This is a genomic window from Pedobacter sp. BG31, from assembly GCF_042464845.1.
In the GTDB taxonomy this organism is placed as follows: Bacteria; Bacteroidota; Bacteroidia; order Sphingobacteriales; family Sphingobacteriaceae; genus Pedobacter; species Pedobacter suwonensis.
The window spans coordinates 119,557-134,700 of sequence record NZ_JBHNZK010000015.1 but is presented as its reverse complement, the minus strand read 5'-3'; the positions used below and the strand labels follow the sequence as shown (position 1 = coordinate 134,700).

Sequence of the window (15,144 nt, the reverse complement as noted above, 5' to 3'; positions counted from 1 at the left end):
AATGACTTAGGTCTTAAGACTATTGACTAAATACTTCCAAACTATCCTAGGGTACCTTAACCGCCTGCCTTCCAAGCAGCTTCCATCCAGCCTTTTCCTTGCTCCAGATAAGGAGGATGTACAAATTTACGCTCCCTCTAATACCCTTATCATTGGTTTGAGCCATTAATTTATGTCTTACCAATGCTGTATTTCCCTGAATAATTGTTTTAGGATCGCCCAGAACAACATCATCTAAAAAATCAGATTCACCGGAAAGCAGCGAATGCATAAACTCTTGCTTAGTTTGTACTTTCCCGCTTGAATGACCATAACTTAAATTATTAAGTAATAACTTATCTAAGCCTGAGCTATCCGGATGGATCATTAAGTTTATAAGTTGATCTACCGCTTTGTTAACTTCCTTTTCTGCATTTGTCTTCTGCGCAAAACAAAAAGTTGTAGAAATTAGTAAACACGAAAAAATAAAGAGTTTTTTGATCATACCTGGTCATTTAAAGTTGAAGTTGTAAACATATCCAAAAGCCTTTACACGAGCAACATATTCGTTATAATTTTCCACATTATTCTGTTTAACGTTGAATTTAGTTAATTTTCTGATGAAATATGGTTTTAACGGTCAAAACAGATTAATTACGGCATAGCAATTGCTCCAACCGCAAGATTATATCTCATGTATCTTAACGAATTTCATTTATGGAACAACCATCTACCTACCAATCGTCCTCAAAAAAGAAATTTATTTTTATTGGCTTGCTTGCTGTTTCGATAGCGTCAATTGTATTTATTTATTTCAATAAAAAGAAGAAAAGCAACGAAGAAAACCAGGCTTACGCAAAATACATCGAAGCCTACACTTCTGGTACCATCTCTAAAAAGAGTTTCATCCGCGTACACCTGGCAAATGCTGCAACGGGTATGCAGGATCTGGGAAAAGCAGACACAAGGGAGCTTTTCGACTTCTCACCATCCATCTCTGGAAAGACCTATTGGATAGACCCTCAAACCGTTGAGTTCAGACCTGATGAAAACCTTAAACCAGGCAAAAATTATGAAGCCACCTTTAAACTTTCAGAAGTTTCTGATACAGAAAAAGGTCTGGAAGATTTCGATTTCGAATTCAAAGTCATTACTCCAGGGTTAATAATTTCTCAAAACGGATTGGTTTCCCAGAATAATACTTCAATGGATTACATGAAACTCACCGGTGAAGTGGCCACTGCTGATGTGGAAGAAACCAGTAAAATAGAAAAAACACTCTCACTGGATTTTGATCAGAAATTAAAAATTAAATGGCAACATGATCCAGCTAAAAATAGTTCGAAATTCACCATTGATAGCATTAAAAAGATAGGTAACGACCAAACATTAAAAATAGAATGGGATGGTGATGCCATTGATGCAGATCAAAAAGGTGAAGTAGAAGTTCGCGTTCCGGCAATCAACAAATTCGAAATCCTGGACATGAAGGCTATCCAGGGTGAAGAGGATTATGCCCTGGTTCAGTTTTCTGAACCGATTGGGCTTGGTCAGGATTTAACCGGTATGATTACCCTGGGCAATTTGGGTGATTTGAGGTATACCATTGATGCCAGTCAGGTTAAAGTCTATGCTGCAGAAGAGCTGAAAGGCAATTATGCACTTAACGTAAACGCCGGGGTTGAAAATATCAATGGGAAAAAATTGTCTGATGGCAAAATGGCGAATCTTGTTTTTGAAGATAAATTACCAGCGGTGACCATTGCGGGTGCCGGTACCATTTTACCGAACTCCGGAAAGCTGGTTTTACCTTTTGAAGCGATTAATCTAAAAGCCGTTGATGTTACGGTGATTAAGATTTATGAAAATAATATCCCCCAGTTTTTCCAGACCAATAGTTATAAGGATGGTAACGAGTTGCGACGGGTGGCTAAACCCATCCTGCAGAAAACGGTGCGTTTAGATGAAGACAAGGCACTTAACCTTCATAAAAAGAACCGTTTTACACTTGATCTGGATAAAATGATCCGTACGGAGCCCGGAGCTATGTACAGGGTTACAATTGCGTTCAGACAGGAGTATAATGCCTACAATTGTAAAGCCGGGGAAGATAAATCCGATGGTAGCGATGAAGAAAGCGAATACAGTGATGATGAAGGCTACGGTGAAAAAATTGATGAGGATGATGATTTCTGGCAGCGTTACAACAATTATTACCCGTCTGATTACAGATGGAATGATAAAGATAATCCATGTACACCATCATTTTATACCAGCCAGCGCTGGGCGAGCAGAAACTTAATTGCTTCAAACATAGGTTTGGTGGCTAAACGTGGTAATGATAACAGCATGCTGATTGTAGCAACCGATTTATTAACAGCCAAACCATTAAGTGGTGTAAACCTGGAATTAATGGACTACCAGAAACAGATTATTTTCACCACCAAAACTGATGGCGATGGTTTTGCCAGGTTTGACCTGAAACGCCAGCCTTTTTTATTGATTGCCAAAAATGGTTCGGAACGTGGCTACCTTAAATTAGACGACGGCAGCTCGCTGCCTCTAAGCAGATTCGATGTAGGTGGTGATGTTGTTCAAAGCGGATTAAAGGGTTTCATTTATGGAGAACGGGGAGTCTGGCGACCAGGCGATAGTTTATTTGTTTCCTTTGTTCTGGAAGATAAGCTCAAAAAACTTCCCGCTAATTATCCGGTAACCATGGAATTTTACAACCCTAAAGGTCAGCTTTACAAAAGGTTGATTAATGGCAAGCCATTAAACGGGTTTTATACCTTTAAAACTGCTACAGAAAGTACTGCACCAACAGGAAACTGGTTGGCCAAGGTAAAAGCAGGCGGTGCTACATTCACCAAAACTTTAAAAATTGAAACCGTAATGCCAAACCGTTTGAAAATTGATTTCAATATTGGCAACAGAACATATTTAAGTGCAGGAACGTCAGCCGCTACCCTATCGGCCAGGTGGCTTTTTGGTGCTGTTGCACAAAACTTAAGAGCAAAGGTGGATGTAAACTTAAATACTACCGAAACCAAATTTAAAGGTTTTGATGGTTTTAGCTTTGATAATCCAACGGTTAACTTCGAATCGCAGGTAAAAACCATTTTCGAAGGCACTTTAAACCAAAACGGCACTGCTCAGGTCAACACCAACCTGAATGAGAATAATACCGCGCCTGGTGTGTTAAGGGCAAATTTTACCACAAAGGTTTTCGAACCCGGCGGTAATTTCAGCATCGATAATTTTAGCATTCCTTATCATGTGTACAACAGTTACTTAGGTATCCGTACCGAAAAAGGCGACCGCCTAAGTGGTATGTTGGTTACAGGTAAAGATCATAAAGTGGAAATTGTTAATGTAAATACCGATGGAAAATTATTGACCGGAACCAAAACAGTTACCGTAGAATTATATAAAACCCAATGGCGCTGGTGGTGGGAACAGGATGACCAGTATACTTACGCCAACTTTACCCAAAATCAATACAACAAATTAGTTGAAAGTCATCAGGTAAATTTATTTAATGGCAAAGGAAGCTGGAATTTACGCGTTGATGAACCGGAATGGGGCCGTTATCTGATTCTGGTACGCGATGTAAACGGCGGACATATTACCGGAAAATCAGTTTATATCGATTGGCCGGGTTGGGCACAGCGAGAACAAGGCAGTAATCCAACAGAAGCCTCCATGTTATCGTTCACCGCTGATAAAGAAAAATTCACCGTTGGAGAGGATATTACTTTAACCATACCAACGGGTAAAAATGGAAGAGCGCTCATTTCAATTGAAAATGGAAGCCATGTGTTAAAAACGTTCTGGGTAGATACCAAAGCCGGCCAAACACAATTTAAATTCAAGGCAGAAAAAGAAATGGCACCTAACGTTTTTGCCAACATTACTTTATTGCAACCGCACGCACAAACGGTTAACGATTTACCGATCAGAATGTATGGCGCTATTCCGCTTGCTATAGAAGATCCGCAAACAATTTTAAAACCGACCATTAAAATGGCCGATAAGATTAAACCGGAAACCGAAAATAACATTACTGTGGGCGAAGAGAATGGCAAAGCCATGACCTATACCATTGCACTGGTTGATGAAGGTTTGCTTGACTTAACCCGGTTTAAAACGCCTGATCCACATGGTGTGTTTTATGCCCGCGAAGGTTTAGGCGTTAAAACATGGGATTTATTCGACTATGTGCTTGGCGCCTGGGGTGGGAATTTAGAACGAATTTTAAGTATCGGCGGTGATGGAAGCATCAACAAAAATTTAAACCCGGCAAAAGCCAACCGTTTTAAAGCGGTGGTTAAATTTATGGGGCCATTTGCTATTGGTAAAGGCGAAAGTAAAACCCACAAGTTTAAATTGCCACAATATATTGGCGCCGTAAGGGCTATGGTAGTTGCCGGACAGGATGCGGCATATGGTTTTGCAGAAAAATCAGTTCAGGTTAAAAAACCTTTAATGGTTTTGGCCACCCTGCCAAGGGTTATTGGCCCTGGAGAAAGTTTCACTTTACCGGTAACCGTATTTGCCACAGAGAAGAACCTCAAAAATGTATCGGTACAACTGCAGGCCAACAATTTAATTGTTCAGGGCAGTAACAGGCAACAACTTTACTACAAACAAACAGGAGAACAAATGGCCTATTTTGAGGTAAAAGCACCAAATACCGTGGGTATTGCCAAAGTGAAAGTAATTGCACAAAGCGGAGCCGAAAAAACAGTTTATGATGTGGAAATGGATATCAGAAATCCAAACCCATATGTAACCAATGTGGTCTCTGCAACCGTTCAGCCACATACCAAATGGGCTGTAAATTATTTACCAATCGGAATGACGGGTACCAATTCAGGTTCGCTGGAAGTATCTTCTATCCCGGCAATTAACCTGGGCAAAAGATTGAGTTACCTCATTCAATACCCACATGGCTGTATCGAGCAGACAACTTCGGGCATATTCCCTCAGTTATTCTTAGATCGGTTAAGCCCATTGAACCAACAGCAGAAAGCTAAGACGGAAAAAAACATCAAAGCTGGAATAAATAGGCTTAAAGGTTTCCAAACGACCGACGGCGGTTTATCTTACTGGCCTGGCGAAGGTACATCGGATGAATGGGGAAGTAATTATGCCGGTCATTTTTTAATTGAAGCACAAAATGCAGGTTATACCCTACCCGTTGGTCTTTTAGATGAGTTATTGCGCTTTCAAAAATCAAAGGCTACAAACTGGGCGCCAAACAGCAATAATTTTTATGGCGGCGATTTATCGCAAGCATATCGTTTATATGTGCTGGCACTGGCTAAAAGACCAGAGATGGCAGCTATGAACCGTTTGAAAGCTTTCCAATATTTATCTGTAGCTGCGAAGTGGCGTTTGGCAGCGGCCTATAAACTAGCCGGACAAAATGAGGTGGCTCAAAATATGATCAAAGGCCTGGATACATCCATTCAGCCCTATAAACAATTGGGAGGAACTTATGGCTCTGATGTGCGTGACGAAGCTATGATTTTAGAAACGTTGACGTTACTTGGTCAGAAAGCAAAAGCAGCAGGTTTATTGCAACCTTTAGCAGCCAAACTGGGTGAAAACACCTGGTATAGCACACAAACAACTGCTTATAGTTTATTGGCTATTGCTAAATTCTGCGGATCCAACCAGTCGGCTAGTAAGCTGCAATATCAATATGTATTGGATGGTAAGTCTGCTTCTGTCAACTCTACGCAATATATCAATAGTACGCCTGTAACCTTTAAAGGAAACACGGCTTCGGTTACCAATAATGGAAATAATGTACTTTTTGTACGTTTGGTTTTAGAAGGACAACCAGTTGCTGGTCAGAATAACTTTTTACCTAACCGTCCTGATGTTTTAGACATGAGCGTGAATTACAAACGTTTAAATGGAAAAGTTTTAGATCCCACTACCCTGAAACAAGGATCAGATTTTTATGCCGAAGTAACCATCAAAAATCCTGGCAGAATGGGTTATTACGAACAGATGGCATTAACACAGATTTTCCCTTCTGGATGGGAAATCATCAATACCCGTGTAAATGATAACCAAAGTATCCTGGCATCATCTCCTTTCACCTATCAGGACATTAGAGATGATCGTGTTTTCACTTATTTCAATGTAAGGGAAGGCGAAAGTTTGGTTTATAAGGTACTGCTTAATGCTTCTTATCTGGGTAAATACTATCTATCAGCCATTCAATGTGAAGCGATGTATAACAATGATATTTCAGCTACTGAACCTGGCAAATGGGTACAGGTGGTGAAATAGGCTTATTTTTAATAAGCCTCGGTTCGTGTCGCCACGAACCGAAACTTTATCTATTTATTGCTTACATTTTTTCCTAACTAGAAATTTAACATCAATGGATAAATTATTTGAAGCAAGAAGAAAGAATTATATTGAAATTGGAAAAATTTATTTTTGGACGGAATCTCTAAACTGGTCGTAGCGTCTCGCTACGACCCATATTATAAATACTGGCTTTAGCGTCTCTCTAAGGTCTTTTAATAGCTGTATCAAATGGGACGAAAGTATAGATTTCATGACAATTCTAAACTCTACTTTGTAACATTCACGGTTGTAGACTGGATAGATGTGTTTACAAGGCAAGAATACTCAGATATTATTTATGATAGTTTGATTTTTTGCCAAAAAGAAAAAGGATTAGACTTATATGCTTATTGCATCATGACAAATCACATTCATTTAATTATTGGAACTGAAAATGGAGTGCTAATAGATATTGTAAGAGATTTCAAGAGTTTCACTTCTAGACATATAAGAAAAGCCATAGAAAATAGCAATACTGAAAGTCGGAAGTCATGGATGCTGGAAATTATGAAAAAATTAGGAAGTCAAAATGAAAAAAATAAAGACTTTCAATTTTGGCAACAACATAATCATCCAATAGAACTTGATAATAATAAACTTTTAGATCAACGTTTAAATTATATCCACCAAAATCCTGTCAAAGCTGGATATGTAGAAAATGAAGAAGATTGGGTTAATAGTAGTGCCGGCGATTATCATCAAATTAGAAAAGGACAAGTTGATGTTATAATTATTGAATGACTATCCTGGCTGTAGATAATCTTTAAGTTTTAAAACAACACGGTGTCGTAGCGAGACGCTACGACTAGAATAGTTAAAAAATATTTAACAAACGAAACAATGTCGTAGCGAGACGCTACAACTAGAATAATTGTAAAGTAAATTAACAAATAAATTTCAAACCTATCAGGTTTTCTAAACCTACTAGGTTTTTTACACAAAATGAACAAAATCCCAAAAGCTTTCCTCATTTCCGATCTCATCTGCTTTACACTGCTTTTGGCTTTCCTTTTTTCATTGCCTTCAAAACTTTTCAAAACACCTACCTCCTATGTTATCGAGGCCAGCAATGGGCATTTATTAAGCGCTGCAATCGCCAGCGACGGGCAGTGGCGTTTCCCGGTAGCAGATCGTGTTCCTGTAAAATTTAAGGATTGCATTATTGCTTTTGAAGATAAACGATTTTATAGCCATTTCGGGGTAGATGTATTGGCCATGAGCAGGGCCATGCGGCAAAACCTGCGGGCAAAAAGTGTGGTAAGTGGTGGCAGTACGCTAACCATGCAGGTTATCCGGTTATCGCGTAAACAAGACCGGACCATTTGGCAAAAATTATTGGAGGTCATTTTAGCTTTCCGCTTGGAAATGAGATATTCAAAAGAAGAAATTATAGGTCTGTACGCGGCCAACGCCCCTTTCGGGAGTAATGTTGTAGGTTTAGAAGCTGCCAGCTGGCGGTATTATGGCCGCGATGCTAAAACGCTTTCATGGGGTGAGATGGCCACCTTAGCCGTTCTTCCCAACAGTCCCTCATTGGTTCATCCCGGCAAAAACTCAACCAGACTTATCAAAAAAAGGAATGATCTGCTGGATAAGCTTGCCCGGTTAAAATATATCGATCAGACTACAGCTAATTTATCTAAATTAGAGCCAGTTCCGGGCAAACCTATGCCCCTGCCCCAAAATGCGCCGCACCTGTTAAACCGCTTTAAAGCAGAACGTGTTAACCTTAACATCCCAAATACCAGAATTACTTCTACCCTGGATGAAAACATACAGCTAAAAGTTAATGCCATATTAAAACGATATAACAACCGCTATAGGGCAAACGATATCAATAATATTTCTGCCTTAGTACTTGACGCCAAAACCGGCCAGGTGGTGAGTTATGTAGGTAATATATATCAACCAGAAAATCCCGAGTTGCAAAGCCACGTAGACATGATTAGGGCACCGCGGAGCCCGGGCAGTACTTTAAAACCATTGCTATATGCCAGTATGCTTAATGATGGCTTTATATTACCGCATACCATAATTCCCGATATTCCTACTCAAATAGCCGGTTATTCGCCACAAAATTACGATCTGGGTTATGATGGCGCTATTGCTGCAGATAAAGCACTGAGCCGCTCTTTAAACATCCCCGCTGTGAAAATGTTGCAGCAGTATAAATATGAACGCTTTTATGATAAATTAAAAAAATTGGGGATAGGCACCTTGAACCAGCCGGCAGATCATTATGGATTGTCGCTAATTTTAGGTGGCAGTGAAGTTACCATGTGGGATCTGGCCAACACCTATATGGGCATGGTGCGAACACTGAACCATTTTAACACCTATAAAGGCCTTTACAATCCCGAAGATTATAAACAGGCTACTTACTTTAGCCATCAAACTGAAGAGGAAAAAGACTATCAGCGCAACTCGTTTTTAGATCACGGCGCCATATGGGCTACCTTTAATGCCATGGAAGAAGTAATGCGCCCTGGTGATGAAGGCTTATGGGAACAGTTTTCATCTTCGCAACGGGTAGCCTGGAAAACCGGTACAAGTTTTGGTTTCCGCGATGCCTGGGCCGTAGGCTTGACGCCAAATTACGTCGTATGCGTTTGGGTAGGTAACGCAGATGGTGAGGGCCGGCCTGGATTGGTGGGCATAGAAGCGGCTGCACCAGTGCTCTTTGATATTTTTAGATTATTGCCTAATGGTAAATGGTTCGAAACACCTGTAACCAAACTCAAAAAACTTAACATATGTAGACAAAGCGGTTATAAAGCCGGAGAATATTGTACTGATGTGATTCAAGAACTGGTTCCGGTTGCCGGAGAAAAGACAGCCGTTTGTCCTTTTCACAAATTGGTTCATTTAGACCAAACAGGTACTTTTAGGGTTACCGACAATTGTGAAAGTACCACTCAAATGCAACACAAAAGCTGGTTCATTTTACCACCGGCTATGGAATACTATTACAAAATAAAAAATAGCGGTTATAAATCCCTCCCTCCATTTAAAGCGGGTTGTGATCTTTCAGGTGGAAACAGTGTGATGGAAGTCATTTATCCTAAAAACAATGCAATTGTTTACATCCCATTGGAACTAGACGGAACCAGAGGTAAAATCGTAATTAATGCAGCGCACAGAAATCCGGGTGCTAAAATATACTGGCACATTGATCATGAATATATAAGCACCACCACTAATTTTCATCAATTGGCCATTAGTCCGCCGCCCGGTAAACATACCTTAACCTTGGTGGATGAGAATGGCGAACGACTGGTGCAAACTTTTACGATTTTAGATAAAGAAAAGAAGTAAGGTTTTTACAAATCTTGCGTTCCGGGTAACAAATTAAGGCATTAATGATTTATGGTTGAGTGTTTATTAGAAAATGAACGTTAAATGGTTCTTGGCGGCCTGCAGTCCCGCTATCGCTTATAGTCCTCTCCCGACGGAATGTCGGGATCCGGGCTATTCCGCTTTATCGGGTTTAAGAACAAGGGTTCTGCACCCTGCAACCCTACAAATGAAATACTGTTTTAGCCATTTAGCCCCGGTTGCAGCGGTACCCTGCAGCAACGAGGTACGAGGCAGCGAAGCGTATAAGCGGAAAACGGGAACAAACATGGTGTTGAGAACAGGTTTTGCGCTCTAGACGAAAAATTTAATGTATTAATAATTTAGGCTTTTAGGAAATGAGCGTTAAGTGGTTCGTGGCGGCTTGCAGTCCCGCTATCGCTTATAGTCCTCTCCCGACGAAATGTCGGGATCCGGGCTATTCCGCTTTATAGGGTTTAGCAACAAAGGTTTCTGCACCCTGCAACCCCACAAATGAAATGCTGTTTTAGCCATTTAGCCCCGGTTGCAGCGGTACCCTACAGCAACGAGGTACGAGGCAGCGAAGCGTATAAGCGGAAAACGGGAACAGACTTGGTGTTCAGTACAGGTTGTGCGCTCTAAACAAAAAAATTTAATGTTTTAATGGTTTAGGCTTTAAAAAATGAACGTGATTGGTTCGTGACGGCTTGCAGTCCGCTATCGCTTACATTCCTCTCCCGACGGAATGACGGGATCCGGGCTATCCCGCTTTATCAGATTGAGGTACAGAGGTTTGTGAATCTTAAAACCTGAGCATCAATAGATAAACCAATTGAGAAATGACCCAAACGATTCTAACGAATGAAAATAGCAACTGGTTTATCCTAAAAAAATTAAATCCTGCTTGCTATACTTCCGTTCTGGTAACTACCAACTGACGCGAAATTGTACCATACACCATTAAATACTGCGAAATCATATAAGTTGCCATAATTAATGCTCCGCTTTGTGGAATGGGCTGACTAAACTTGTTAACCGCCAAAATGCTATCAGAAAGCAAGAAAAACAATGCCGCATAAAAAACGAGCTTAAAGCTGAAAATGTTTACTTTACCATATCGATTGAAGGCCATAATGGCCATAACCGTGGCAATGATAGCATACATTAAAACGGGGAATTGCATGGGCCCCAGTTTAGGCTGCAGGTAGAAGAACAACCCTGAACAAAAGATGGCAAAAGCGCCTACAACCCATAAAAAATATGGCGTTTTGTGATTAGGGTTAGATTTATGATCAAGTGTAAATGCCCTGATGTAAAAAATGTGGCAAAATATAAAAGCGATTAATCCATAGATAAAGAAACTCGGTTTATCTTTTTGAAAAATCAGCAGCACATCGCCAAGCCAGGCAAAAATCAATCCTGCAAAAATCCGCTTGTGGAAACGCCCTCTTAAATTCGAGCCGACATAAAGCCAAACTAAGAGCACCACTACTATTAACGGCTTGGTAAAATTGCCCAGCAGCATATCATGGGTATATTCTGCATATAACTGAATTATGAATACGAGAAAAAATATAAAAGAAAATAACTTAGTCTTCATCAACGCCGGGATTTGCCTTTTGCAAATTTAAAAACCAAATTACGGATATTAAGTGGATCGTCATAAAAATTACCAGATAACCAACCAGCAATTTCAAAACAGGACCAACAAAGCACCAGAAAACGGCCTGAAATACTCGAATCTAATTTGCCATACTTTCGGTTCTAATGAAACTCCACAAGAAATTAACGCAGCAGGATCCAAACCTATATTCTCTTGGGCAATTTGGAAAACGGGACAGATCATTTAGTGTAATCTATACTCATATAAAATGCTTCGTCAGGCATATTTGCTTAGCGATTTTCTTCATCAGCGTAAAAATATATTACTGTAATATTTATGCTTGTTTGGCATTAGTTATTGATATTTAGCAAACGCAACCTTACCTTTGGGTGGTCAATTTAATGTCTTATTACATTTGATTGTCCATTAAATCATCCCACCTATGAAAAAATTGTCTCTCCTTCTTTCGCTAACTGCGGTAGCATTTTATGCAAAAAGCCAAACGATGATACTAGCCAAAGATGTAGCTCAATATGTCGGAAAAAACGTTTCCATCTGCGATTCGGTGTACAGCGCAAAAGCTTTAGATAAGTTAACCTTAATTAATTTGGGAGGTGCCTATCCAAAAGAGCTGATCACTATAGTGATCAATAAAGAAGATGAGCGTAAATTCCCTTCAGAACCTGCAAGCATGTTTATTGGAAATAATGTTTGTGTCACCGGAGTGGTTTCAGATTTTAAAGGCAAAAAACAGATTGTAGTTACCGATCCGAAACAGATTGTCGTAAAATAATCAATCGTCAGCTTGTGGTATGGCTGCCACTTTAGCAGCCTCTATATAAAGCATAACCTGGTTAACACAAGCATTTAAATGTTCGTTAACCTCATGTTCCCAAAACCGCATTACGGTATAACCTCTGGCGTTGAGCTGCTGATTTACATTTCGGTCGCGTTGTATATTTCGTTCAATCTTCGGAATCCAAAAACGCGAATTTGTTTTTATGGAGGCTTTCCTTTCATCCCATTTGTAACCATGCCAAAAATCACCATCAACGAATATGGCCAGTCTATATTTATTAATCACGATATCTGGTTTGCCGGGAATTTTCTTCGGATGAATCCTAAACCTCACATTTCTTACCCAAAGCGCTTTCCGAAGTTTTAACTCCGGCAAACTATTTTTTGCCTTAATTTTAGACATGTTCTGGCTTCGCTGCGTGGTGGTGTAAAAACCAGCACTTTCTTCAAAGCGCGGAACTTTAATATCTTCTTCTTTATATGGTTTGGGCGCCATAATTAAGTTAACCCAAAGTACGTTGAATTGTTTAAAAACGGCGGTAAATGGAATAAACGGAAACAACCTAAGCACCTCCTCTTTTAAAGGAGGTGCACTTGGGCCGAAGCGTTAATACAAAAAGTATAATTTGAGTAAATTGCCGAAAAGTGAGCTTTTTCAGTTGGCAGAAAATAATCCTGCCAACCTCATAAGCATAGATATCCTTATTATCTGACCCGAAGATTGGAAATCATTTCAACACCTCCCAACTTGTTATACAGATAGGTGTATTTCCTTGATGAATAGCCTGATTTTCTTGATGAATATTTTAAGGTTTTTATTTTATTAAGTACAGAAACCGAATTTCCACAACCCTTACTTTTAAATTATAGCATTTTAAAAGCTGTAAATTTTGCAGCTATCAGCATAAAATCCATAGTTTTGGCCCTGATCAATTTATACCTATGCCATTAAAACGAAATACGCTAATTTTTATACTCATCCTGTTAATTGCTGCTTTTGCCTGTTTAAGCCTCTTTATTGCAAAACATCCCATACTTGATTTTGACATTAAAACCTCTTTGTTTATTCAACAATACCATGCCGACTGGTTAGATCAATTAATGCTGGCCATCAGCTTTTTTGGCGAACTTCCCTACTCATTACTATCTGTAGTTATCGTGGCAATCGTATTTTATCAACAGCAGTACAAACGTGAAGGAATATTCATTTCGACTGTTTTACTATCGGGACTAATTATTCTAGGTATAAAAAATATAATCAACCGGCCACGTCCAACTGCATTTTACGTGCGACTGGTTGAAGTGAACCGATTTCAAAGTTATCCCAGCGGCCATGTACTTTCTTACACACTCTTTTTTGGGTTTTTAATCATTTTGATGAATACGCTGAAAGATGTGCCGAAGCTAACCCGGAATATCGTAACCTACATTTCAGCCTTTTTAATGATCGGCATTGCACCATCCAGAATTTACCTGGGTGCACATTGGCTTACAGATACGGTAGGTGGTTTTCTGTTAGGCTTAATCTGCCTTTTCCCGCTTTGCTACTTCTATTTTAAAAAAGGATAGACATTAAGCTTTTGCCTGCAGTTTTTCTTTCTTCCTTACCCTGCTTAAAGTTTCAATCCGCATGCCTAAATAGCTCGCCAGAAATTTTAGCGGAACTCTGGATTTTATAGCGGGAAAACCAGCTTGAAACTGTTTATACCTGATTTCAGCTGAAGGAATTCGTGATAAAACAGACCGTTCTTGCGAAGTATGATAATGTATAGCCAATAATTTTCTGGCCAAAATATTGGTTTCAGGAAATTTAGCATACAGATCATCGATAAAACGGTAAGGAAGTATAAGCAGCTCAGAATCTTCCAATGCCTGATATTGTTCGCGGTAGGTTGGCACGAGTGTCCCGGGATTTCTAATCTTCCCGATCATTTGATTTTCAGCTGTTAACCATGCGGTAATGTCCTTTCCTTCATCTAATATAAAAGCGCGTACCAATCCTTTAAGGATAAAGAACAAACAATCTCCGTTAATGTGGTTTAACTCAGGTAAAATCTCATTCTTCCGCACCACTATTTTAAATGTCTCTTTCTTTACCCGATCAATTATTTCTTTTCTTAATGGCTGCAGCTCATTTAAATACTTGATAAAAGCATCGCCCTCATCATAGGCATCGGTCATCATATCGATCATGGTTTTTATAACATGTGCAAGTTATTATTTGAACACAGGATTTCCAAAGGATAAAAACGCGCCTGACGGTTAAAAATTATATTTAGGAATATATGGTCTTATCGGTTGATTCTGACACAGCTTCAGGCATTTGTATTCTGGTTATTTGTTTTGACAAAGTATCTTTTAACTTAATGATAAAAATTATAATAATTTTGCCGCTATGATGAACGATAAACCCAAAGCTTTCCTTTTTGACCTCAACGGTACCATGATTAATGATATGGCTTTCCACAACAAAGCCTGGCACGATATTCTTACACACGATTTAGGTGCCAACATCAGTTTTGACGCTGTTAAGAAACAGATGTATGGCAAAAACCAGGATTTGCTGGAACGTGTTTTTGGCGTGGGCCATTTCACCCAGGAACAAATTGATCAGATTTCCATCGAAAAAGAACGCAGGTATCAGGCCGAGTATAGAGCGCATTTGGCATTAATAACCGGTTTGGGCGATTTTTTGGAAAAAGCAAAACAATCAGGTATCCAGATGGCCATCGGTTCGGCAGCCATTCCTTTCAACATCAACTTTGTGCTCGATAACTTAAATATCCGTTCTTATTTTAAAGCAATAGTAAGTGCCGAAGATGTGGCGAACAGTAAACCAGATCCTGAAACCTTTACCAAAGGTGCTGAAATTTTGGGTGTGGCCGCTAACCAATGTATTGTTTTTGAAGATGCACCAAAAGGTGTTGAGGCGGCGCAAAATGCCGGAATGAAATGTGTTGTACTTACCACCATGCACACCAGAGCAGAATTTTCCGCCTATCATAACATTATTGCATTTATAGAAGATTATACTGACCCTGTGCTACAGGAACTTTTCTAAAACGATACGGCCCGAA

At 39.6% G+C, this 15,144-nt stretch carries 10 protein-coding genes; 6 read left to right on the top strand and 4 right to left on the bottom strand.

Going from position 1 to position 15,144, the window contains the following annotated elements:
* Nucleotides 1-46: 46 nt before the first annotated feature.
* The gene (locus tag ACFE6N_RS17475) at nucleotides 47-484 is read right to left on the bottom strand and encodes a nuclear transport factor 2 family protein (RefSeq protein WP_378938524.1); all 438 of its coding nucleotides are present in this window, start codon (nucleotides 482-484) and stop codon (nucleotides 47-49) included.
* Between the two features lie 212 nt (nucleotides 485-696).
* Here ACFE6N_RS17475 and ACFE6N_RS17470 point away from each other — a divergent pair, with 212 nt between their 5' ends.
* The 3 genes from ACFE6N_RS17470 to pbpC all read left to right on the top strand — a co-directional run bounded on the left by ACFE6N_RS17470 (nucleotide 697) and on the right by pbpC (nucleotide 9,666).
* Nucleotides 697-6,288 carry an alpha-2-macroglobulin gene (locus tag ACFE6N_RS17470; protein WP_378938522.1) on the top strand — a complete coding sequence of 1,864 codons (5,592 nt, stop codon included), beginning with the start codon at nucleotides 697-699 and terminating at the stop codon, nucleotides 6,286-6,288.
* Between the two features lie 252 nt (nucleotides 6,289-6,540).
* On the top strand, nucleotides 6,541-7,092 hold the full coding sequence (locus tag ACFE6N_RS17465; protein ID WP_378938520.1) for an REP-associated tyrosine transposase: 552 nt from the start codon (nucleotides 6,541-6,543) through the stop codon (nucleotides 7,090-7,092).
* Nucleotides 7,093-7,293: 201 nt separating this feature from the next.
* On the top strand, nucleotides 7,294-9,666 hold the full coding sequence (gene pbpC, locus ACFE6N_RS17460; RefSeq protein ID WP_378938518.1) for a penicillin-binding protein 1C: 2,373 nt from the start codon (nucleotides 7,294-7,296) through the stop codon (nucleotides 9,664-9,666).
* Nucleotides 9,667-10,573: 907 nt separating this feature from the next.
* Here the strand turns inward: pbpC and ACFE6N_RS17455 are convergent.
* On the bottom strand, nucleotides 10,574-11,266 hold the full coding sequence (locus tag ACFE6N_RS17455; RefSeq protein WP_378938516.1) for a lysoplasmalogenase: 693 nt from the start codon (nucleotides 11,264-11,266) through the stop codon (nucleotides 10,574-10,576).
* Nucleotides 11,267-11,711: 445 nt separating this feature from the next.
* Here ACFE6N_RS17455 and ACFE6N_RS17450 point away from each other — a divergent pair, with 445 nt between their 5' ends.
* Entirely contained in the window at nucleotides 11,712-12,062 is a 351-nt protein-coding gene (locus tag ACFE6N_RS17450) for a hypothetical protein (protein WP_090980053.1), read from the top strand.
* Here the strand turns inward: ACFE6N_RS17450 and ACFE6N_RS17445 are convergent, their stop codons facing one another.
* Nucleotides 12,063-12,563, bottom strand: a complete 501-nt coding sequence (locus tag ACFE6N_RS17445) for a very short patch repair endonuclease (RefSeq protein ID WP_378938514.1) — start codon at nucleotides 12,561-12,563, stop codon at nucleotides 12,063-12,065. It abuts the gene before it with no gap.
* 446 nt (nucleotides 12,564-13,009) lie between these two features.
* Here ACFE6N_RS17445 and ACFE6N_RS17440 point away from each other — a divergent pair, with 446 nt between their 5' ends.
* Nucleotides 13,010-13,636 (top strand): phosphatase PAP2 family protein, encoded by a 627-nt coding sequence (locus tag ACFE6N_RS17440; RefSeq protein ID WP_378938512.1) that lies wholly within the window; start codon nucleotides 13,010-13,012, stop codon nucleotides 13,634-13,636.
* Nucleotides 13,637-13,639: 3 nt separating this feature from the next.
* On the opposite strand, the gene ACFE6N_RS17435 is transcribed toward ACFE6N_RS17440, so the two are convergent.
* Entirely contained in the window at nucleotides 13,640-14,260 is a 621-nt protein-coding gene (locus ACFE6N_RS17435) for a Crp/Fnr family transcriptional regulator (RefSeq protein WP_378938510.1), read from the bottom strand.
* Nucleotides 14,261-14,465: 205 nt separating this feature from the next.
* Between ACFE6N_RS17435 and ACFE6N_RS17430 the strand changes: the two genes are divergently transcribed.
* The gene (locus ACFE6N_RS17430; RefSeq protein WP_378938555.1) at nucleotides 14,466-15,128 is read left to right on the top strand and encodes an HAD family hydrolase; all 663 of its coding nucleotides are present in this window, start codon (nucleotides 14,466-14,468) and stop codon (nucleotides 15,126-15,128) included.
* The last annotated feature ends 16 nt before the right edge of the window (nucleotides 15,129-15,144 follow it).